Here is a 20,253-nt window from a genome sequence, read left to right as displayed (position 1 = left end):
CACACCGCCCGCACGCGAACGTTCCCTCCCGGCGGCATGACGGTGGACCTCAACCCGCACGACGACGCCCCCACGGTGGCTTACCAGCTCTCCGGCAGCGGGGCCTTCGATCCCGACGACGACCTGGGCCGCTGCCCCGTGTGCGCGGCACCGGTGTATTCGGACGACCACTACTGCGAGGTCTGCGGGCATCCGCTGGAGGGCCCGGACCCGGCGCACGGCGACGCCGACCACAGCGAGGTCGACCTCGGCGAGCTGGCCGGGGTGTGCGACCGGGGCGTGCGCCACACGACCAACGAGGACGCGATGGGGCTCGCGGTCGTCTACGGCACGCTCATCGCGGTGGTGTGCGACGGGGTCTCGACCACGCCCGGCTCCGGTCAGGCCTCGGCCGCCGCCGCGGCCACCGCGATGGCGGTGCTCGCGGACGCGGTGCGGGCCCACGGGCCCGGTCATCCGGTCCACCACGACACCCGCCCGCCCCGCGGCCGCGGCGCGGCCGACGACATGCTGGACATCCTGGAGCCGGCGTACCCGGAGTACGACGAGCCGCGCACGGCGCCGCGGGCGATCGTCGGGGGCTTCTCCCCGGAGGACGCCGAAGCCGCGCTGCACGCCGCCGTCGACGCGGCGCAGGCCACGATCGCCCAGCTCAGCGCGGCCGAGGGGCGGATGGCCCCGTCGTGCACCTTCGCCGCCGCCATCGTCACCCCGCCGACACCCGACGGTCCCGGCATGGTCACCGTCGGCTGGGTCGGCGACAGCCGCGTCTACCTGCTCGGACCGCGCTGGTGCGAGCGGCTGACCTCGGACGACACCTGGGCCGCCGAGGCCGCCCGGGCGGGTCTGATCCCCGCCAACGAGGCCGAGACGCATCGACGCGCACACACGCTGACCCGCTGGCTCGGTGGCGACGTCGAGGACGTGGCCCCGCACACGGAGATCTTCCCGATCGAGGCCCCTGCCACGGTGCTGGTGTGCTCCGACGGGCTGTGGAACTACGCCTCCCGGCCGGATGTCATGGCCTCGCTGGTCAACCAGCTCCCGCCGCGCTGCACGGCGATCGACGTCGCCCGCCACCTCGTCGACTTCGCCATCGACGCCGGTGGCCACGACAACATCACCGTGGTCGCCGCCCGGGTGGATCACTGATGGGCGCGTTCACCGCGGAGGTCTACCAGAACGAGTACCTTCCGGCCGGCGGGACGGACGTGCACGCCGTCGTCACCGTGACGTCGACCGGCCGGCCCGACGGCCCGGACGGCCTCGCCGGCGAGGCCACCCCGCACAGCTCCCCGCCGCACAGCTCCCCGCCGCCGGCCGGATCGCGGCGCCCGGAGCTCGCCGAGGTCCTCCTGCTCGACTGCTCGGGCTCGATGGCGAACCCGCCGGAGAAGATCGCCCAGGCGCGCCACGCGGCGTGTGCGGCCGTCGACCGCCTGCCCGACGGCGTCTGGTTCGCGATCGTGCGCGGCACCGGCGCCGCCAGCATGATCTACCCGGACAGCCCGCACCTGGTGGCCGCCTCGGCCGTCACCCGCGAGCAGGCCCGCCTCGCGGTGAGTCGGATGGAGCCGCACGGCGGCACCGCCATCGGCCGCTGGCTGGACCTGGCTCGGGCGCTGACGGAAACCCGGCCGCAGGCCATCGCGCACGCACTGCTGCTCACCGACGGCCAGAACGGCGAGCTGGCGACGGACCTGGCAGCGGCCGTCGCCGCGGCCCGCGGGCGGTTTCAGTGCGACTGCCGGGGCATCGGCACCGACTGGCGCGTCGCCGAGCTGCGGCTGATCGCGACGAACCTGCTGGGCACCGTCGACGCGATCGGCAGCCCGGACGAGCTCGTCGCGGACTTCACCAGCGTGGTCGCGACCGCCACCAGCCGAGCCACCGACCGGGTGGCGCTGCGGGTGTGGACCCCCCGGGGCGCCGAGGTGGGGTTTCTGCGGGAGGTCTCCCCGATGCTGCGCGACCTGCGGGCCGAGACGACCACATCCGACGATCACAGCCTCGACTACCCTACCGGCGCGTGGGGAACGGAGTCACGCGACTACCACCTGAACATCCGGGTGCCGGCTCGGCCGGTCGGGACCGAGGCGCTGGCCGCGCGGGTCAGCCTCGTCATCGACGGCCGGGAGACGTCGCAGGCGCTGGTGAGAGCGGTGTGGACGGACGACGAGACGCGCTCCACCCGGGTCAGCGCGGCCGTCGCCCACTACACCGGACAGACCGAGCTGACGGCCTCGGTGCTGCGTGGCCTGGAGGCGCGTCAGTCCGGCGACGAGGCCACTGCAACACTGTTGCTCGGACGCGGGGCCCAGTTGGCGCTCGCCTCCGGCAACGAAGACACCTACCGCCTCCTACAGAAGGTGGTTCACATCGACAATGCCACAACAGGTACGGTTCGGTTGAAGAAGAACGTCAAGAAGATCGATGAGATGGTCCTTGACACACGGTCGACGAGGACCCTCCGGGTGAACCGGTGATCAGGTGAGGGCACGTTGCCCTGCGGGGCACCTGTCTCACGACCCGACTACTGCGATCGGTGCGGAATTGGGATCATGAGTGGTCAGGAGAGGTACGAATACCGTCCGGACGACGGCGGTCGGTCTCCCTACGGGACGGACGAGCCCGCCGGCCAGCGTCGGCGTGGCCCGTCGCAGGCAGACGGCCCGGACGCGGCGGGGGGTTACGACCCGCTGGGCATCCGGCGTTCACCGGCCGACCAGTCCAACGTGGCGGATCCGCCACGCGGCGGCGACCCGTACGGCGGGTACGGTCGCGAGGACTACGCCGACCAGCCACGCGGCGGTCGCGGCTACCAGGCGGACCCGTACGAGGAGCCGGGCGGGTACGACCGTGATCCCTACGCCCGACGGCGCGACGACCGGCCGGGCGCCGACGACCGGGCCGACCGCGGACGCGACCCCTACGGACGCGACGACCGCGCCCCCGCCGGATACCCCGACGCCGACCGCGACCCCTACGGCCGCGCCCCCGACGACCGGGCCGACCGCGGACGCGACCCCTACGGACGCGACGACCGCGCCCCCGCCGGATACCCCGACGCCGACCGCGACCCCTACGGCCGCGCCCCCGACGACCGGGCCGACCGCGGACGCGACCCCTACGGACGCGACGACCGCGCCCCCGCCGGATACCCCGACGCCGACCGCGACCCCTACGGCCGCGCCCCCGACGACCGGGCCGACCGCGGTGGCTACCCCACCGGACGCGACGACCGCGCCCCCGCCGGATACCCCGACGCCGACCGCGCCGGGTACCCGGCGGCGCGGGAGGGCCGCGGGGCGGGTGGCTACGGCGAGGACCTGGACCGCGAGTCCGACACCCACCGCCGCAGCCGGCGTGACGACGGGTACGGCTACGAGGCCGATCCGCTGGGCCTCGACCCGGGCGCCGCGCCCGCGGGCGCGCCCGAGCGGAGCCTGCCGGGCCGCGGCGGGGATCCGCGGCACACCACCGATCCCCGCTACGCCCGGCCCGGGGGCGATCCGCGCCTCGACGACCCGCGGCTGAGTGACCCCGGCCTCGGCGATCCGCGCCACGACGCCGGACGGGGTGGCCGGCGCGATCCCAGCGCCGACGACCCGCGCGGCGCCGGCGGGTGGGACCGCGACCGTCCCCCGGCGGGGGCCACCGTCTGGGAGGCCATCGTCGAGGCGGAGCGCGAGTACTACGACAGCGGCGACGACCACCGGGTGCCGTTCCCGACCTTCTATCCGCGTCGCGTCTTCGCCCTCGCCGGCGCGCAGATGCTCGTCGGCCGGCGCAGCGAGTCGCGTGGCATCCACCCGGACATCGACCTGTCCGGCGCGCCGGAGGATCCGGGCATCTCGCGCAGCCACGCGTTGTTCGAGCAGCTCCCCGACGGCGGCTACGCCGTGCGCGACCCCGGCTCGACCAACGGCACCCGACTCAACGACGAGCCGGACCCGATCGAACCCGGGCAGCCCGTCCCGCTCCGGGACGGCGACCGCGTCTACCTGGGTGCCTGGACGCGCATCACGCTGCGCGCCCGCTGATCGACCGGCGTCGGCCCGTTGAGTCGGGCCGACGCCGAACGTCGCGCGGGGTCGTCGTCTGCCCGGGTACTACCGGCCGGCGACCTGCGCGCGCCGTCGTGGCCGGAGGCCTGACCGGGCGGTGGCCCCGCGACTGCGGGGCCACCGCCGGGCGACGGACTCAGGCCAGGTGCCAGCGCTGCCCTTCAGGGGTGTCCTCGACGATGAGGCCGGCGGCCGCGAGCCTCGAGCGGATCGAGTCGGCCTCCGCGTAGTCCCGCCGCGCCCGCGCCGCGGAGCGCAGATCCAGCGCGATCTGCATGACCCCGTCAAGCGCGGGCCGCAGCTCGGCGCCGGCGGAGGGCCACTGCTCGTGCGGGTCGAGCCCGAGGACGCCGAGCATCCGGCGGGTGACGTCGACCCAGCCCGCCAGCTTGCGGCTGTGCGCCTTCGACAGCACCTGGTTGCCCTGACCGACCGCGCCGAAGATGGCCGCGAGCGCGCGGCCGACCGCGAGATCGTCATCCATGGCCGCCGCGAAGTCCGCCCACGCCCGCTGCGGGGTCAGCCCCGCCTCGGGATCCCCCGCCACGCCGCCCACAGCCTCGCTGCCGGGCCCGCCCCGGGCGGTCCGTCCCCGCTGCCCATCCCCCGCCGCAGACGGGCCGTCGTCGGCCGCCAGGGCCGCCGCCTCACCCGGGCCGCCGAGGATGTCCAGCGCGTTGCGGACGAAGGTCTCCACCCGGTCGTGCGCGGCGGCCGACTCGCCCAGCGCCTCCGGGGTGTACTCGAGCGTCGAGCGGTAGTGCGCCGACAACAGGTGGTAGCGCAGCACCTGGGGGCGGACGGCGTCGAGGGCGTCGGCGACGAGCACCGAGTTCCCTAGCGACTTCGACATCTTCGTGCCGCCGGTGGTCAGCAGTCCGACGTGCATCCAGTACCGGGCCATCTCGCCGGCCTCGCCGGAGCCGCCCGCCGCGCAGACCGTCTGCGCCCGCTCGTTCTCGTGGTGCGGGAAGACCAGGTCGAGCCCGCCGCCGTGGATGTCGAAGACCGGGCCGAGGTACTTGCCGGCCATCGCCGAGCACTCCAGATGCCAGCCGGGACGACCGTCGCCCCAGGGCGAGGACCAGAACGGCTCGCCGGGCCGGGCGGCCTTCCACAGCGCGAAGTCCCGCGGATCGGCCTTGCCGGGCTCCGACTCCGCCGAGGGCAGCATGGCGTCCGGCCGCTGGTGCGACAGGGCCCCGTAGGCGTCGAAGGAACCGACCCGGAACCAGACCGAGCCCGCGCCGGTGTAGGCGTGGCCGCCGGCGATCAGCGCGGAGATCAGCGCGATCATCTCCGGGATGTGGCCCGTCGCGCGCGGCTGGATCGTCGGCGGCAGGATGCCGATCGTGCGATAGGCGTCGTCGAAGGCACGGGTCTGGCGGGTGGCGAGCTCCCAGACCGAGGTGCCGTCCCGGTCCGCATTGATGATGATCTTGTCGTCGATGTCGGTCACGTTCTGCACGAGCGTCACCTCGTGCCCGGAGTGCACCAGCCACCGGCGCAGGAGGTCGAACGGCAGGGCCGTGCGGACGTGGCCCACGTGCGGCGGCGACTGCACGGTGGGTCCACACACGTAGACGCCCACGTGACCGGGGCGCAGCGGCTCAAATGGCCGCACGCGCCGCCTGCGCGTGTCGTAGAGGTGGAGACCCATCTGTCAAGGGTACGGCTCCGGCCCCGGCGGCGGGTATGCAGCCCGTGTCAGCCGACCGTCAGCACCCGGTCGGCCACAACCCGGATGACGAGCCGGACCTCGCCCGGGTCGTCCCACCGGTAGATGTCGCCGGTGTACTTCAGCGACAGCCGGTCGATCAGCTCCCGGCCCCCCTGCTCGGTGAGCGTGGCGGTGCCGCGCACCTCGACGTACGAGTAGGGGTCGTCCTGGTCGAGGAACATCAGCCCGACCCGCGGATCACGCGCGATGTCCCGTTCCTTCGCGCGTCCGCGCGCCGTGGACAGCAGCAGCTCGTCCTCGTCGCGATCCACCCAGAGCACGGTCATCCGCGGCGAGCCGTCGGCCTGGACCGTGGCCAGGACGACGTAGGTCCGCGCGTCCGCGAGGGCCCGCACCGGCTCGGGAAGGCGACCAGCCATCACACTCCTCGGGCTCCTCGGGGAGCGGCCAACGACGGCCCAGCCTTTCATTCACCGCCGGCACACTACCGAGCGATGACGGATCGGCATACCCCCTCGGGCGCGGCCGGAGCTCAGGCGCGCACGACCAGGGCCGTGGCGATCGCCGCGAGCCCCTCGCCCCGGCCGGTCAGGCCGAGCCCGTCGGTGGTCGTCGCCGACAGGCTCACCGAGGCGCCCAGGGCCGCGGACATCGCCGCCTGGGCCTGCTCGCGGCGCGCCGCCATCCGCGGGCGGTTGCCGATGACCTGGACCGACACGTTCCCGATCACCCAGCCACCGACGGCGAGCAACCGGGCCGTCTCGGCCAGCAGGACCGCACCGGACGCCCCGGCGTACTCCGGCCGGTCGGTGCCGAACACCTTCCCCAGATCGCCGAGGCACGATGCGGTGAGCAATGCGTCACAGGTCGCGTGCGCGGCGACGTCCCCGTCCGAGTGCCCGGCGAGGCCCGTCTCCCCCGGCCACTCCAGGCAGGCGACCCAGCACGGCCGACCGGCCGCGAACGGGTGCACGTCGACGCCGATGCCCACGCGCGGCAACACCGCGGTCGTCACCGCGCTCGAGGCCGGCGCCGGGCGGTCTGTGGGCGCCACGCCGCCGTCCACCGGCTGGGGCGTGTCCGGGCTCACCCGAGGCTCCGGACATCCGAGCCGGCGCGCGCGTCCGCGCCACCGCGCGGGTCGGTCCCCCCGCGGGGGTCCGCAGCCGCGCGGGGGTCGCCCGGGGCGCAGCGGGCAAGCAGCGCCTCGGCGAGTACGAGATCGGGCGGTTGGGTCACCTTGAACGCCTCCTGAGCACCGGGGATGGTCGTCACCGGCACCCCGAGAGCCTCCACCAGGCCGGCGTCGTCCGTCGCCGGAATGTCCTGCAGGGCATACGCGGCGGCGAGCACGTCACGCCGGAATCCCTGCGGGGTCTGCACCGCCCGCAGCCGGTCGCGGGGCGGGGTGCGGATCACCCGGCCGTCCGGGCCGACCTCCTTGACGGTGTCCGTCAGGCCGAGCACGGGTATCACCGCCGGATGGCCGGCCAGCACCGCCGCGGCAACGGCGTCGACGAGCGAGGGCGGGGTCAGCGGCCTGGCCGCGTCGTGGACGAGGACCACGGAGACGTCCTCGTCGACCGCGCGCAGGGCCCGACGGACCGAATCCACCCGCTCCGCGCCGCCGGCGATCACGCGCACGTCCCGCCCGAGCAGTTGAGCCACGACCTCGACCAGAGTCGGCGGTGCCGCCACGACGATCTGCGTCACCGACTCCGAACGTCGCAGCGCCTCGATCGAACGCACCAGCATGGGCCTACCGCCCAGGGCTCGCAGAGCCTTCGGGGTACCCCCGCCCAGCCGCTCGCCGCGGCCGGCAGCCGGCACGATCGCCGCGACCCGCGGGCCTGTCGCCCGCGACTGGAGACCTTCGCCCATCACCAGACCTCCCGTGTGCCATCCACCACGAGAGCATGGCCTATCCGGCCGACCGGATGCGAGCCGGCCGACCGGTACGCCGATCGGGCGTGCGCAGCCGGATGGGTGCGAGCGCCGCCATCGGACCGCGTCGGCCGGCGAACCCGGCCCACCGGACGACAGGGCGTCCGGAGGGGCCGACCTCCCGGCCGGAAATCATATTCCGGTAGTTTCACGCCGACCGAATGGAACCGGCCGACACCCGATCTATTACGACCGGGCCGACAAGGCCTGGATCAGCCGGCGAGAACCTCGTCGAGCATCGCCTCGGCCTTGTCCTCGTTGGTGCCCTCCGCCAGCGCGAGCTCACTGACGAGGATTTGCCGCGCCTTGCTCAACATCCGCTTCTCACCCGCGGAAAGACCGCGCTCGCGATCACGGCGCCACAGATCGCGGACGACCTCGGCAACCTTGTTCACGTCACCGGAGGCGAGCTTTTCGAGATTTGCCTTGTAACGCCGGGACCAGTTGGTGGGCTCCTCGGTGTGGGGTGCCCGGAGCACCTCGAACACCCGTTCCAGCCCATCCTGCCCGACGACGTCGCGCACCCCGACCATGCCGACGTTGTCGGCCGGCACCCGGACAGTCAGATCGCCCTGAGCGACCTTCAGCACGAGATAGAGTCTTTCCTCGCCCTTGATGACGCGGGTTTCAATCGCGTCAATCAGAGCAGCACCATGATGCGGGTAAACAACGGTCTCGCCGACTTGGAACGCCATGTGTCACGTGCCCCTTCCGCCTCTACCAGCGTAACACGCACGCATCGCCGCAGGTCAGACGCGCGCTGCAAGCGCAAGGGCAGCAACGCCAAGCCGAGGGGCCCGGCGGAGCCTTCCGGCCACCGTTCGCGACGGCGGACACCGCCCGGCCCGGATCCACGCACCGATCCCACCTCGCCGCGCAACGACACCGAACAGCCCTACCAGCTAAAACGGGCAACAGGTCGACGGACGTTGGCTGCGCGTTGAGCGTCAACCGCCCGGCGAACGTAGCGCGGACGGACCCCGTCCGCGCGCCGACACGGCCGCGTCCGGCGGGACGGCGGCGCGGCCCGCCGACCCGGCCCCGGCCCCGGCACCGGCCGCGGCGCGGCCGTGGGCCGGCCGGGTGCGCGGCGTGACACTGCCCACGTCCCCGACCGGCCCTTCGTGGCCTGTCGGGCCGGTCAGCCCGGCTGCCGGCGCCCGGGCACCGTCCCGGCGCGCGCCGCCCACCGGCCCACGCGGGCTGGCCGGGGCCGGCGGCCTGGGCACGTGGCGCCGCCGGGTGGCTAGTGTTAGCCCCGCACGGAGACCTCCGTGGACGGCCACTCGACACACCGGCCCGTCGGCGGCGGGTCCTCCGGGCACCGGGGGTGACCCCTGCACGCCGGGTCCGACTACCGGCGCCGGGGCGCGCCGCCGGGTGGCCGTCCATGCGACGGCCGTCGACCAGCACCGGCGCCGCCCAACGCGCCGGTCTTGTGCAGGAGGAGCCACCGAGCTGTGAGCCGCCGTCCGGGTGCCCGTTTCCCGTCAGTCACCGCCGTCGCCGAGGCGACGCCCGCCGCCGCAGCCCGCGACGACGCCGCGCCGCACTCCGCGTTGCGGCGGCGGATGACCTCCCGCCGGGTGGGCGTCGCCCTGCTGGCCTCGGTGATCGGTTCGGCCGGCCTGGCGAGCTGCGCCTCCGGCAACGACGCGTTGACGAACCTCGCGCGGACCACGACCAACAGCGTCGCGGGGTCCGTGGGTTCCATCACCCTGCGCAACGTCTACGTCGCCGGGCCCGTGTCCCAGGGCGATTCCGCGCCGATCGTGTCGGCGTTCTTCAACGGGGGCGGCGAGCCGGACACCCTCGTCTCGGTGTCCTCCCCGGAGGCCGGCGGCGGCCAGCCGCCGAAGTCGGCGCAGTTGGCGCCCGGCGGCGGCCAGATCTTCACCGCGAACGCCGCCGCGCCCACCCTGCAGAACGTGCAGCGCAAACTGCTGATCGGCTCCCAGCTCCCGATCACCTTCACCTTCGCGAAGGCCGGCAGCGTGACCCTGGACGTGCCGGTGGAGCCGGCCGCTCCCGGTGCCTCCGGTGCCCCGACGGAGGCCACCACGAGCACGGAGACGCCCGCCGCCGTCTCGGCCTCGCCGAGCGCCGGCGCCTCTCCTTCCGCCGCCGCCACCACTCCGGCCGCCGGCAGCGCCACCCCTTCCGCCGGTACCGCCACCCCGACGGCCACCGCAACCGCGGGCTGAGGCCGCCGAGGCCGAGCTCGGCCCGGCCGCCGCACCGCGAGGAGTGACTCGTGGCAGCCGACGGCCGGGCATCAGCGTGGCGAGCGCGCAGCCGTGCCGGCCCTGGAACCGGATCGGCGATCCCAAGGTTCCGCGGAACCGCGCCGATCCCGGAACCAGATCGGTGATTCCAAGGTTCCGCGGAACCGCGCGGACCCTGGTGACCAGGACAGCGGCGGACCAGGACAGCGGCGGTACCAGCCCGGCAGGGGCCCTGGGCGCCGGTCGGTCGCGGCCGGTACGGCGTCGCCGGCTCCGGTCCTGGTCACACGACACCTGTGGGCGCCCCCACGCGCGGCTGGCTCCGACATGTCGGACCGGCCGGTTAACGTGGCGCCCATGACATCCACTCGGCCGGCGGCCGGCGGACGCACGTCCGGTCGAACGGCGTCGGGCGGGTTCCGGTGCAGCGGCTGCGGGGCGGAGTCCGTCCGCTGGGCCGGGCGCTGCCCGCGCTGCCAGGAGTGGGGGACGCTCGAGGCCCAGACGCCGGCGCCGCGCCGGGCCTCCGGTCTCGGCGGTGCCGGACGGGCGGTCGTGGCCACGGAGGTCACGGCGCCGGCGCAGCCGGTCGTGTCCGTCGACGTCACGGCGGCCCGCCGCCGGCCCACGGGCATCGACGAGCTGGACCGGGTGCTCGGCGGCGGTCTCGTCCCCGGCGCGGTGATCCTGCTCGCCGGTGAGCCGGGCGTCGGCAAGTCCACGCTGCTGCTGGAGGTGGCCGCCCGCAGCGCGGCCGGCGGGGCCCGGGCCCTCATCGTCACCGGTGAGGAGTCCGCCGCGCAGGTGCGGCTGCGCGCGGGGCGGACGGGCGCGCTCCACGAGGATCTGTGGATCGCCGCCGAGACGGATCTCGGCGCCGTGCTGCGCCACGTCGAGGAGGTCTCGCCGGCACTGCTGGTGGTCGACTCGGTGCAGACGATCTCCGCTGCCGGGGTGGAGGGGGCGGCCGGCGGCGTCACCCAGGTGCGCGAGGTCACCGCCGCGCTGATCCGCACGGCGAAGGCACTCGGCCTCGCGACGGTGCTTGTCGGCCATGTGACAAAGGATGGGCTGGTGGCCGGGCCCCGCCTGTTGGAACATCTGGTGGACGTGGTTCTGCATTTCGAGGGTGAGCGGCACTCCGCGCTTCGCCTCGTGCGGGCGGGCAAGAACCGGTACGGCCCCGCCGACGAGGTCGGCTGTTTCGAGATGAGCGACTCCGGCATCCACGGGATCGCCGATCCCAGCGGGCTGTTCCTGTCCCGTTCGGGGGCCGGCGGCCTGGAGGCGGTGCCGGGGACGTGCGTCACCGTGACGGTGGAGGGCCGCCGGCCGCTCGTCGCGGAGGTGCAGGCCCTCGTCGCCGAGACGTCCGCCCAGGTGCCGCGACGGGCGGTGTCCGGGCTGGACCCGGCCCGGGTGGCGATGATCCTCGCCGTGGTCGAGCGCCGCGCGAAGGTCCGGTTCGGCAAGGCCGACGTCTACGCCGCGACCGTCGGCGGGGTGCGCCTCGCCGAACCCGCGGCGGATCTGGCGACGGCACTTGCGGTCGTGAGCGCGGCGCGGGACCGGCCGCTGCCGGCCGATCTCGTCGCAGTCGGGGAGGTGGGGCTGGCCGGGGAGGTGCGGGCCGTGGGTGCGGTCCGCCAGCGGCTCGCCGCGGCGGCCCGGCTGGGATTCCGCCGGGCGCTCGTGCCCGCGGGTGCCGGGCCCGGACCCGAGGGCATGAAAGTCACCGAGGTGCCCGATCTGATCGGCGCCATAACCCGAATGCATGAAGCGTAACAAGAAATATGTCTGTTTTGAGTAATTTCGTTACCCCATGAAGAGCTGGACCGCACCGACTCCGGTCGCCCCGATAGCATCGCGGCAGAGGTGGCAGACAGCGGGGAGCCGAGGAGCTGAGGGAGCCTGATGGCGGGACCACCCGGAGACGACATCTTCCGGGCGACACTGGCCGCGGTCGCCCCCGGAACTCCATTCCGCGACGGCCTGGAGCGCATCCTTCGCGGGCATACCGGGGCGCTGATTGTGCTCGGCCACGACAAGGTCGTCGAGGGTTTGTGCACCGGCGGCTTCGAGCTCGACGTCGAGTTCTCGGCCACCCGGCTGCGGGAGCTGGCCAAGATGGACGGCGCGATCGTGCTGTCCTCGGACCTGCAGCGGATCGTGCGCGCCGCGGTGCATCTCGTGCCGGACCCGACGGTGCCCACCGAGGAGTCCGGCACCCGCCACCGCACCGCCGAGCGGGTCGCCAAGCAGACCGAGTACCCCGTCATCTCGGTCAGCCAGTCGATGCACATCATCGCGCTCTACGTCGCCGGGCGGCGCTACGTGCTCGACGGCTCGGCCGCGATCCTGTCCCGGGCGAACCAGGCGCTGGCCACCCTGGAGCGTTACAAGCTCCGGCTCGACGAGGTCGCGGGCACCCTGTCCGCGCTGGAGATCGAGGATCTCGTCACGGTCCGGGACGCGATCTCGGTCAGCCAGCGGCTGGAGATGGTGCGCCGCATCGCGGACGAGATCGAGGGCTACGTCGTCGAGCTCGGCACCGACGGGCGACTGCTGTCGCTGCAGCTCGAGGAGCTGATGGCCGGCGTCGAGACGGAGCGTGAACTCACCGTGCGCGACTACCTGCCCGCCGGGTCGAAGGCCGGGTCGGCCGCGCAGGTCCTCAGCGAGCTGTCCGCGATGTCGCCGACCGACCTGCTCGACCTCACCGTGCTCGCCCGGGTGATCGGATTCTCCGGCGGGGCGGACATCCTGGATCGGCAGATCAGCCCGCGGGGCTACCGCATGCTGGCGAAGGTCCCCCGGCTGCCGCGGATGGTGGTCGACCGGCTCGTCGACCACTTCGGCACGCTGCAGAAGCTGCTCGCCGCCGGGGTCGACGACCTGCAGGCGGTCGACGGCGTCGGCGAGACCAGGGCTCGCGCCGTCCGCGAGGGCCTGTCGCGGCTGGCCGAGTCGAGCATCCTGGAACGCTACGTCTGATCCCTGCCCCGCCAACCCTTACCCCGCCGACCCCCGTCCCGCTGACCCCCGTCCCACGGCCGTCACCCACCGGCCTGGCACGATGGCCAGGATGACCAGCGCACCGCGGCCCGCGCCCGCTTTCCCGACCCTGGCCGCGACTTCGACTCCAGCCGCGGCGTCGGCGCCAGCCTCGGCCACGGCATCGGCCGGGGCATCGGCCGGGCCGGAGGCGCTCGCCGGGCTGGTGCTCGACTGGTTCGCCGCCGCCGCCCGGGATCTGCCCTGGCGCCGTCCCGGGACGACGCCGTGGGCGGTCCTGGTCAGCGAGGTCATGCTGCAGCAGACTCCGGTCAACCGCGTGCTGCCGGTCTGGCAGGCCTGGCTGGACCGGTGGCCGACCCCGGCCGCGCTGGCCGCGCAGCCCGCCGGCGAGGCCGTGCGGGCCTGGGGCCGGCTGGGCTACCCACGCCGGGCACTGCGGCTGCACCAGGCCGCGACGGCCGTCGTCGAGCGGCACGGCGGCGCGATCCCGGCGGACCTCGACGCGCTGCTGGCCCTGCCCGGGATCGGGACCTACACGGCCCGGGCCGTCGCCGCGTTCGCCTTCCGCCAGCGCCACCCGGTCGTCGACGTGAACGTGCGCCGCCTGTTCGCCCGCGCCGTGGAGGGCCGGGCGGATCATCCGGCCACCGTCAGCCGCCGCGATCTGGCCGCCGTCGCCGAGCTGCTGCCGGCCGACCCCGAGACCGCCGCCATGACCAGCGCCGCGCTGATGGAGCTCGGGGCTCTGGTCTGCGTGGCCCGTACCCCACGCTGCGCCGCCTGTCCGCTGCTGCACCGCTGCGCCTGGGTGGGAGCGGGCAGTCCGGCCGGGACCGGCCCCGCGCGCCGGCCGCAGGGCTACGCCGGCACGGACCGCCAGGTCCGCGGGCGGCTGCTGGCCGTCCTGCGCGACGCGGAGCAGGCGGTCGGCCAGGACCTCCTCGATCAGGTCTGGGACGACCCGGTCCAGCGGCACCGGGCGCTGGCCGGGCTGATCGACGACGGTCTGGTCGTCCGCGTCGCCCCCGGCGTCTACGCCCTGCCGGGCTGACCGGCGCCGCACGATCCGGCAGGCGCAAGGTCCGCCAGGCGCACGATCCGCCAGGCGCACGATCCGCCAGGCGCGACGTCGGGCCCGCGCCGGGTCCGGCAGGCGCGAGGTCGAGCGGGTGAGGTTCGGTCAGGCGGTGGGGTCCGGCGCGGCACGGAACCGGTAGCCGACCCCGCGGATGCTCTCGATGATCGTCGGCTCGCCGGAGGCCTCGCCGAGGCGGCGGCGCAGCCGGCGCACGTGCACGGCGAGCGTGTTGGTCTCGGTGTGCGCCGAGCCCCAGACCTCCCGCAGCAGGGTCTCCCGCGGCACGACCCGTCCGGCCTGCTCCAGCAGCAGCGCGAGCAGCCGGAACTCCCGCGGCGGGACCGACACGACCGCGCCGTCGAGGCGGACCTCGTGGGCCGCCCGGTCCAGCAGCACCGGCCCGCCGCGCAGAACGTCGTCCCCCGCCGACCCGGACGGCTGCGGGCCGGGGCGGCCCGCCCCGATCACGCCGACCATCGCCAGCACCTCGGGCACCCGGTACGGCTTGCCCACGCAGGCGCTCGCGCCCGCGTCCAGGCCGGCCGCGGCGGCCGGCCGGTCGTCGGGACCGACCGCGAGCAGGATCGGCATGTCGTCGTGCCCGGGCACGCTGCGGACCGTCCGCACGACGGTGACCCCGTCGACGACCGGTAACCGGGCGCTGATCAGCAGAGCGGCGGGCTGCTGGAGTCCGATCTCCAGCAGGGCCTGCGCGCCGTCGGCCACCACGCTCACCTCGACCCCGCCGCCGACGAAGGCGTCCAGCATGCCGTCGTCGACCTCGGAGTCGGCGATCAGCAGCGAGGGCCGGCCAGCCGACCTGACCTGCGCCGACCCGTGCCGTTCGGCCACCGGATCACGGTCCTCACCCCCCGGTTGAGCGGACCCACGCCGTACCGGGAGCATCCGCGCGTCCTGTCCGTGAACTTCCGCCGGCGTCAGCCGAACCGTCCGGAGACGTAGTCCTCGGTCCGCTTCTCCGTCGGGTTGCTGAAGATCTTCGAGGTCTTGTCGAACTCGACGAGGCGGCCGGGGTCTCCGGTCTTCTCCAGAGAGAAGAACGCGGTGGCGTCACTGACCCGCGACGCCTGCTGCATGTTGTGGGTGACGATGACGATCGTGAAGCTCGACTTCAGCTTCGTGATCAGGTCCTCGATGGCCAGGGTGGAGATCGGGTCGAGCGCCGAGCAGGGCTCGTCCATGAGCAGCACCTGGGGCTCGACGGCGATCGCCCGCGCGATGCACAGCCGCTGCTGCTGGCCGCCGGACAGGCCGGCGCCGGGCCGGCCGAGCCGGTCCTTGACCTCCTCCCAGAGGTTCGCGCCGCGCAGCGACTCCTCGACCCGCTCGTCGAGCAGCGCCTTCTTGCGCACGCCGTTGAGCTTCAGGCCGGCGATCACGTTCTCGTAGATGGACATGGTGGGGAACGGGTTCGGCCGCTGGAAGACCATCCCCACGGTGCGGCGGACGTTCACCGGGTCCGTGCCGGCCCCGTAGAGGTCCTCGCCGTCGAGCAGCACCTTCCCCTCGACGCGGGCGCCGGGAAGCACCTCGTGCATCCGGTTGAGGGTGCGCAGCACCGTCGACTTTCCGCACCCGGACGGCCCGATGAATGCGGTGACGTTCTTCGGCTCGATGGTCAGGTTCACGTCGGCTACGGCCTTGAACTTGCCGTAGTACGCCGTCAGCCCGGTTACGTCGATGCGGGTGGCCATGGCAACCTCGACTCACGATCTGTCTGGACGCTGTTCGATGTCGGACGGGAACGCGGGGCGGTACGGGAACGCGGGGCGGTACGGGAACGCGGGGCGGTACGGGAACGCGGACGGTACGGGCCGGCGGCGGCGACGTCGGCGGCGGCGCCACCGGCCCGGGTCTGGGTCATTTCAACCGGTTGCGTCCGGCGAACAGCCGGGCGATGAGGTTCAGCACCATGATGATGATGATCAGCACCAGGGCGGCCGCCCACGCCCGGTCGACCGCGAACTGCTGCGGCTGGCCGGCCTGGGAGTAGATGTACAGCGGCAGGGACGACTGCTCGCCCGAGAACGGGTTCGAGTTGATGAGGTTCGTCCCGAAGACGGTAAGCAGCACCGGGGCGGTCTCGCCCGCCACCCGGGCCACCGCGAGCATGACGCCGGTCACGATCCCGGGCAGCGCGGTGGGCACGACCACCCGCAGGATGGTCCGCCACTGGGGTACGCCGAGCGCGTACCCGGCCTCGCGCAGCTCGTTGGGAACCAGCTTGAGCATCTCCTCGGCGGAGCGCACGACCGTCGGGATCATCAGCACGACCAGCGCGAGCGCGCCCGCGAACCCGGAGAAGCCCTGGTCGAGGGCGAGCACCCAGAACGCCAGGATGAACAGACCCGCGATGATCGATGGCAGGCCGGTGAGCACGTCGACGAAGAAGCTGATCACCCGGCTGATCCGGCCGCGGCCGTACTCCACCAGGTAGATCGCCACCAGCAGGCCGAACGGCACCGCCAGCAGGCTGGCGAGCAGGACCTGCTCCACCGTGCCGATGATGGCGTGGTAGATGCCGCCGCCGACGTCCCGGGCGCCGATGCCGTTCATCGAATGAGTGAAGAAGCCGGCGTCGAGCCGACCGGCCCCCTTGCTGATCACGCTGACCAGTACCGCGACCAACGGGATCACGGCGAGCAGGAACGCGGTGTAGACGAGTGTCGTCGCGAATCGGTCCCGCGCCCGGCGCCCGCCCTCGACGACCGTCGAGACGACGGTCGTCGCGATCACGAAGAAGACGGCGGCCATCAGCACGATCTGGATCTCGCTGTCGACCGGCGTGAGCAGGTAGATCAGCAGGGACACGACCACCGCGCCGGCGGCGACGGCGAGCGGCGCCCAGCGCGGCAGGCTCTGCCCGCGCAGGTGCAGGCGGTCTGGGCCACTGTCGATGTCCGGTCCGGACACGGTCGCGGTGCTCATGCGGAGCTCCCGGAGAACTCGCGGCGGCGCGCGACGATGGCCCGCGCGATGATGTTCACGATCATCGTGACGATGAACAGCACCAGGCCGGAGGCGATGAGCGCGCCGCGGCCGATGTCGTTGGCCTCGCCCCAGCCGTTCGCCACGTTCGCGGCGATCGTGTTGCCGGCGGGCGAGAGGAGGTGCGCGGAGATGTTGAACGAGGCGGGCAGGACCAGCGCGACCGCGATCGTCTCGCCCATCGCCCGGCCGAGGCCCAGCATCGACGCGCTGATCACCCCGGGCTTGCCGTAGGGCAGCACCGCGGTTCTGATCATCTCCCACCGGGTCGCGCCGAGGGCCAGGGCCGCCTCACGGTGCGCGATCGGCACCTGGAGGAAGACCTCACGGGACAGGGCGGCGACGATCGGCAGGATCATGATCGCCAGAACGACGGAGGCGACGAAGAGCGAACGCCCCACCGAGTCGCCGCTGAACAGCGGGATCCAGCCGAAGTAGTCGTTCAGCCAGAGCTGGATGCCCTTCATGTGCGGCGCGAGGACGATCAGGCCCCACAGGCCGTAGACGACGCTCGGCACGGCGGCGAGCAGGTCGACGATGTAGCCGAGGACGGACGAGAGCTGCCGGGGCGCGTACACGGTGATGAACAGCGCGATCCCGACCGCCACCGGCACCGCGATGATCATCGCGACCGCCGCCGAGACGACCGTGCCGTACAGCGTCGCGGCCACCCCGAACTTCGGCGGGGTGGCGTTGGGGAACCACTCCTCGGTGGTGAGGAAGTTCCCGGTGTTGGCGTTGAGGGCGTGGGTGGCTCGCAGCACCAGGAAGATGGCGATCACGGCGATCAGCGCCAGCAGGCCGAGGCCGGCCGTGCGGGTGAGGTTCTTGAAGATCAGGTCGGCCACCCCGACCCGGGCCTTGCCCGAGGATGCGGGCGCGGGCCCGCCGGCCGGCGGTGGGTCTTCCGGCGGGGTCGCCGCCGTAACGGCCCCCCGCGGCTCGGCGGCGTCCGCCGAGCTGTCCGGCTCCGTCGTCATGGTCCTCTCCTTGGTGCCCGAACGGGGCTTCCGATCAAGGTCCCGGACGCGGCACGCGCGGCGGGACGTGGGTGCCGCGGCCGCCGTACATCGACGAATCCGCGGTGGGTCGTTCGCCCACCGCGGGCACCGGCCGGGCCGGTCGGGTCGTGCGGGCCGCCCCGGCCGGGCCCGGACCGTGTGGCGGTCCAGGACCGGCTCAGGGCGGCCGTGGTGCTAGCTGCGGGTCAGGCCAGCTTGGCGACGACCGCGCGGACCTTCGTCGCGACCGCGTCCGGCAGCGGCGCGTAGCCGAGGTCGCCGATCGAGGACTGAGCGGCGTCCGAGGCGGTGTAGGTCAGGAAGGACTTGACCAGCGCGGCCTGGTCGGCCGAGAGACCCTTGGTGCAGGCGATCTCGTAGGTGACCAGGTAGACCGGGTAGGCGCCCTTCGTCGCCGTGGCGTAGTCGAAGGTCAGCTTCAGGTCGTCGCCGTCGGCGACCTTGGCGGTGCTCAGGCCCAGGGAGGCACCGTCCGTGCTCGGCTCGATGTACTCGCCGGCGGCGTTCTTGACCTTGACGGTCGACAGCCCGGCGTTCTCCGCGTAGGACAGCTCGGCGTAGCCGATGGAGTTCTCGGTGGACTTCACGGTCGAGGTGACGCCGTCGCTGCCCTTGGCGCCCTGGCCGCCGGGGGCCTTCCAGTCCGAGCCGGAGTCGAACGTCCAGTCGGCGCCGCCCGCGCCCTTGAGGAACTTGGTGAAGTTGTCCGTCGTGCCGGAGCCGTCGGAGCGGTGCACCGAGGCGATGGTGGCGTCCGGCAGCGAGGCGGCGCTGTTCTCGGCCTTGATGGCCGGGTCGTTCCACTTGGTGATCTTGCCAGCGAAGATCTTCGCCAGGGTCTGGGCGGACAGCTGCAGGCCGTCGACGCCGGACACGTGGTACATCAGCGCCACCGGGCCGACGGCCATCGGCAGGTCGACCGCGGCACCGCCGGTGCAGCGCGCGTCCGCGTCGGTCTTCTGCTGGTCCTTCAGCGCGGAGTCCGAACCGGCGAAGGACACCTGCTTGCTGATGAACTGCTGGCGACCAGTCGAGGAACCCGTCGACTGGTAGTTGATCGTCGCGCCGGAGCACGCGTTCTGGTAGGCCTTGACCCACTCGTCGACCGCGTTCTTCTGTGCGGACGAGCCGGAGCCCGTGATGGACCCCTTCGCGCACGAGATCGCTGCCGCCGAAGTTGACGGCGCCGCGCCCGTGCCACCGGAGTCGTTGTTGTCGTCAGTTCCGCACGCCGCCACGGTGAGCAGTGCCACCATCGCGGCCCCGACGGCGGCCTGACGCTTGCCTCGGATCACAAGCAACCCTTCGTCCCCGCGCCATTCCTGGCGCGCAATGTCGTCCGCCCCCCGGACTGGGGTGCCGGCGAGAATCGAAGCGATCCGGAGTGAACGGAAGATGAACAAGCGCATACGCCAACCCGTCACCAACCGGAACACATACATGTCGGATGATTTATGGCCTGTTGACCGGACCGGCTGCCACCACTCCAGAACACCGCGTACTGAACACTAAGCGCACCGTTACCGGCGGCCGACGCCTCCGGCGCCCCGACACAGCACGACACCGCGCCTCCCCGGGGCGCGCACCGCCCCGCGGCCTGCGGTCCGCGGGTACCCGCCGGCAGGCAACACCAGGCGGCCGACCACGTCGGACCCGCGCCACCGCCGGCACCGCACGCCACCCCTACGCCCGCGAACACCGGGACAACCATCGGACAAGTCGATGACAAGAGGGTGTGGGCGTCGGGACGGTCGGCGGCCCGAGTTGGAGGATGGTCCGGCCGCTCGGGCGTCGCCGCGCCGGCCGGCCCGAAGCCCGGATGCTGACTTTTCGACGTCATCTAACGACATCAAGCGTCTCGGGAATCTTGCGCCGCTGACACCGAATGTTCATCCACGCGCGTCATGCCCGACCCGGCCCACTGCGCCCGGCGACGCAGTGGGACGGACCCGGCGAAGCGGCCAACTCGCGCGCAGCGCTACGCAGATGATCAGGACTTGCGCCCGCAGTCACCGGACGTCCGCTCTGCCCGGAGATCGCCGGTGGCGTTCCACCCGTTCCCGTGCTTTGCTTGGAAGCAACATCGATGTAGCTGACAGCATCCAGTCGAAACCCGAACGCCCGACCGCGGAGGACGATTCCGCCCGACAGTAGCAATGAGATACATCGAAGCAACGTAACGAAGTTGTCCCGGTCCCGGGGAGAGCCC

General features: G+C 73.3%; 17 protein-coding genes. 7 read left to right on the top strand and 10 right to left on the bottom strand.

Annotated elements, in window-relative coordinates; translation table 11 throughout:
• Positions 1–36 precede the first annotated feature (36 nt).
• The 3 genes from AC5R91_RS21580 (at position 37) to AC5R91_RS21570 (ending at position 4,043) form a co-directional block, all read left to right on the top strand.
• Positions 37–1,152: a PP2C family protein-serine/threonine phosphatase gene (locus tag AC5R91_RS21580; protein ID WP_495393134.1), complete on the top strand. Its 1,116-nt coding sequence runs from the start codon at positions 37–39 to the stop codon at positions 1,150–1,152.
• A complete protein-coding gene (locus AC5R91_RS21575) occupies positions 1,152–2,486 on the top strand; it encodes a vWA domain-containing protein (RefSeq protein WP_495393133.1) in 1,335 nt (444 codons plus the stop codon). The genes AC5R91_RS21580 and AC5R91_RS21575 overlap by 1 nt, the downstream gene beginning before the upstream one ends.
• A 75-nt stretch (positions 2,487–2,561) precedes the next feature.
• On the top strand, positions 2,562–4,043 hold the full coding sequence (locus AC5R91_RS21570) for an FHA domain-containing protein (protein ID WP_495393132.1): 1,482 nt from the start codon (positions 2,562–2,564) through the stop codon (positions 4,041–4,043).
• Positions 4,044–4,203: 160 nt separating this feature from the next.
• On the opposite strand, the gene cysS is transcribed toward AC5R91_RS21570, so the two are convergent.
• The 5 genes from cysS to AC5R91_RS21545 all read right to left on the bottom strand — a co-directional run bounded on the left by cysS (position 4,204) and on the right by AC5R91_RS21545 (position 8,387).
• Positions 4,204–5,727, bottom strand: coding sequence for a cysteine--tRNA ligase (gene cysS, locus AC5R91_RS21565; RefSeq protein WP_495393131.1), 1,524 nt, complete (start codon positions 5,725–5,727; stop codon positions 4,204–4,206).
• A gap of 47 nt (positions 5,728–5,774) precedes the next feature.
• Positions 5,775–6,167 carry a PPOX class F420-dependent oxidoreductase gene (locus tag AC5R91_RS21560; protein ID WP_041939911.1) on the bottom strand — a complete coding sequence of 131 codons (393 nt, stop codon included), beginning with the start codon at positions 6,165–6,167 and terminating at the stop codon, positions 5,775–5,777.
• Positions 6,168–6,280: 113 nt separating this feature from the next.
• Entirely contained in the window at positions 6,281–6,763 is a 483-nt protein-coding gene (ispF, locus tag AC5R91_RS21555; RefSeq protein WP_011607564.1) for a 2-C-methyl-D-erythritol 2,4-cyclodiphosphate synthase, read from the bottom strand.
• Positions 6,764–6,834: 71 nt separating this feature from the next.
• Positions 6,835–7,629 carry a 2-C-methyl-D-erythritol 4-phosphate cytidylyltransferase gene (gene ispD, locus AC5R91_RS21550; protein ID WP_495393130.1) on the bottom strand — a complete coding sequence of 265 codons (795 nt, stop codon included), beginning with the start codon at positions 7,627–7,629 and terminating at the stop codon, positions 6,835–6,837.
• Between the two features lie 275 nt (positions 7,630–7,904).
• Positions 7,905–8,387, bottom strand: a complete 483-nt coding sequence (locus AC5R91_RS21545) for a CarD family transcriptional regulator (RefSeq protein ID WP_009741775.1) — start codon at positions 8,385–8,387, stop codon at positions 7,905–7,907.
• Positions 8,388–9,152: 765 nt separating this feature from the next.
• Between AC5R91_RS21545 and AC5R91_RS21540 the strand changes: the two genes are divergently transcribed.
• From AC5R91_RS21540 to AC5R91_RS21525, 4 genes are all read left to right on the top strand, one after another.
• Positions 9,153–9,896, top strand: a complete 744-nt coding sequence (locus AC5R91_RS21540) for a copper chaperone PCu(A)C domain-containing protein (RefSeq protein ID WP_495393129.1) — start codon at positions 9,153–9,155, stop codon at positions 9,894–9,896.
• Between the two features lie 348 nt (positions 9,897–10,244).
• Positions 10,245–11,702, top strand: a complete 1,458-nt coding sequence (gene radA / locus AC5R91_RS21535) for a DNA repair protein RadA (RefSeq protein ID WP_495393128.1) — start codon at positions 10,245–10,247, stop codon at positions 11,700–11,702.
• Between the two features lie 129 nt (positions 11,703–11,831).
• A complete protein-coding gene (gene disA, locus AC5R91_RS21530; protein WP_011607569.1) occupies positions 11,832–12,911 on the top strand; it encodes a DNA integrity scanning diadenylate cyclase DisA in 1,080 nt (359 codons plus the stop codon).
• Positions 12,912–12,993: 82 nt separating this feature from the next.
• Entirely contained in the window at positions 12,994–13,986 is a 993-nt protein-coding gene (locus AC5R91_RS21525; protein WP_495393127.1) for an HhH-GPD family protein, read from the top strand.
• Positions 13,987–14,115: 129 nt separating this feature from the next.
• On the opposite strand, the gene AC5R91_RS21520 is transcribed toward AC5R91_RS21525, so the two are convergent.
• From AC5R91_RS21520 to pstS, 5 genes are all read right to left on the bottom strand, one after another.
• The gene (locus AC5R91_RS21520) at positions 14,116–14,919 is read right to left on the bottom strand and encodes a winged helix-turn-helix domain-containing protein (RefSeq protein WP_495393126.1); all 804 of its coding nucleotides are present in this window, start codon (positions 14,917–14,919) and stop codon (positions 14,116–14,118) included.
• Between the two features lie 32 nt (positions 14,920–14,951).
• A complete protein-coding gene (gene pstB, locus AC5R91_RS21515) occupies positions 14,952–15,728 on the bottom strand; it encodes a phosphate ABC transporter ATP-binding protein PstB (protein ID WP_011607572.1) in 777 nt (258 codons plus the stop codon).
• 166 nt (positions 15,729–15,894) lie between these two features.
• Positions 15,895–16,962, bottom strand: coding sequence for a phosphate ABC transporter permease PstA (pstA, locus tag AC5R91_RS21510; protein ID WP_495393125.1), 1,068 nt, complete (start codon positions 16,960–16,962; stop codon positions 15,895–15,897).
• The gene (gene pstC, locus AC5R91_RS21505) at positions 16,959–18,002 is read right to left on the bottom strand and encodes a phosphate ABC transporter permease subunit PstC (RefSeq protein ID WP_495393124.1); all 1,044 of its coding nucleotides are present in this window, start codon (positions 18,000–18,002) and stop codon (positions 16,959–16,961) included. The genes pstA and pstC overlap by 4 nt, the downstream gene beginning before the upstream one ends.
• Before the next feature lie 227 nt (positions 18,003–18,229).
• On the bottom strand, positions 18,230–19,300 hold the full coding sequence (pstS, locus tag AC5R91_RS21500) for a phosphate ABC transporter substrate-binding protein PstS (protein ID WP_495398025.1): 1,071 nt from the start codon (positions 19,298–19,300) through the stop codon (positions 18,230–18,232).
• Positions 19,301–20,253 lie beyond the last annotated feature (953 nt).

The organism is Frankia sp. BMG5.60, assembly GCF_059428125.1.
The sequence above is the reverse complement of the archived record's forward strand: the minus strand, read 5'-3'. Positions and strand labels throughout refer to the sequence as shown.

Coding starts and splice junctions, on each gene's coding strand:
- AC5R91_RS21580 (WP_495393134.1), top strand. CDS start 37: ATGACGGTGGACCTCAACCCGCACGACGACGCCCCCACGGTGGCTTAC.
- AC5R91_RS21575 (WP_495393133.1), top strand. CDS start 1,152: ATGGGCGCGTTCACCGCGGAGGTCTACCAGAACGAGTACCTTCCGGCC.
- AC5R91_RS21570 (WP_495393132.1), top strand. CDS start 2,562: ATGAGTGGTCAGGAGAGGTACGAATACCGTCCGGACGACGGCGGTCGG.
- cysS (WP_495393131.1), bottom strand. CDS start 5,727: ATGGGTCTCCACCTCTACGACACGCGCAGGCGGCGCGTGCGGCCATTT.
- AC5R91_RS21560 (WP_041939911.1), bottom strand. CDS start 6,167: ATGGCTGGTCGCCTTCCCGAGCCGGTGCGGGCCCTCGCGGACGCGCGG.
- ispD (WP_495393130.1), bottom strand. CDS start 7,629: ATGGGCGAAGGTCTCCAGTCGCGGGCGACAGGCCCGCGGGTCGCGGCG.
- AC5R91_RS21545 (WP_009741775.1), bottom strand. CDS start 8,387: ATGGCGTTCCAAGTCGGCGAGACCGTTGTTTACCCGCATCATGGTGCT.
- radA (WP_495393128.1), top strand. CDS start 10,245: ATGTCGGACCGGCCGGTTAACGTGGCGCCCATGACATCCACTCGGCCG.
- disA (WP_011607569.1), top strand. CDS start 11,832: ATGGCGGGACCACCCGGAGACGACATCTTCCGGGCGACACTGGCCGCG.
- AC5R91_RS21525 (WP_495393127.1), top strand. CDS start 12,994: ATGGCCAGGATGACCAGCGCACCGCGGCCCGCGCCCGCTTTCCCGACC.
- AC5R91_RS21520 (WP_495393126.1), bottom strand. CDS start 14,919: ATGCTCCCGGTACGGCGTGGGTCCGCTCAACCGGGGGGTGAGGACCGT.
- pstB (WP_011607572.1), bottom strand. CDS start 15,728: ATGGCCACCCGCATCGACGTAACCGGGCTGACGGCGTACTACGGCAAG.
- pstA (WP_495393125.1), bottom strand. CDS start 16,962: ATGAGCACCGCGACCGTGTCCGGACCGGACATCGACAGTGGCCCAGAC.
- pstC (WP_495393124.1), bottom strand. CDS start 18,002: ATGACGACGGAGCCGGACAGCTCGGCGGACGCCGCCGAGCCGCGGGGG.
- pstS (WP_495398025.1), bottom strand. CDS start 19,300: ATGGTGGCACTGCTCACCGTGGCGGCGTGCGGAACTGACGACAACAAC.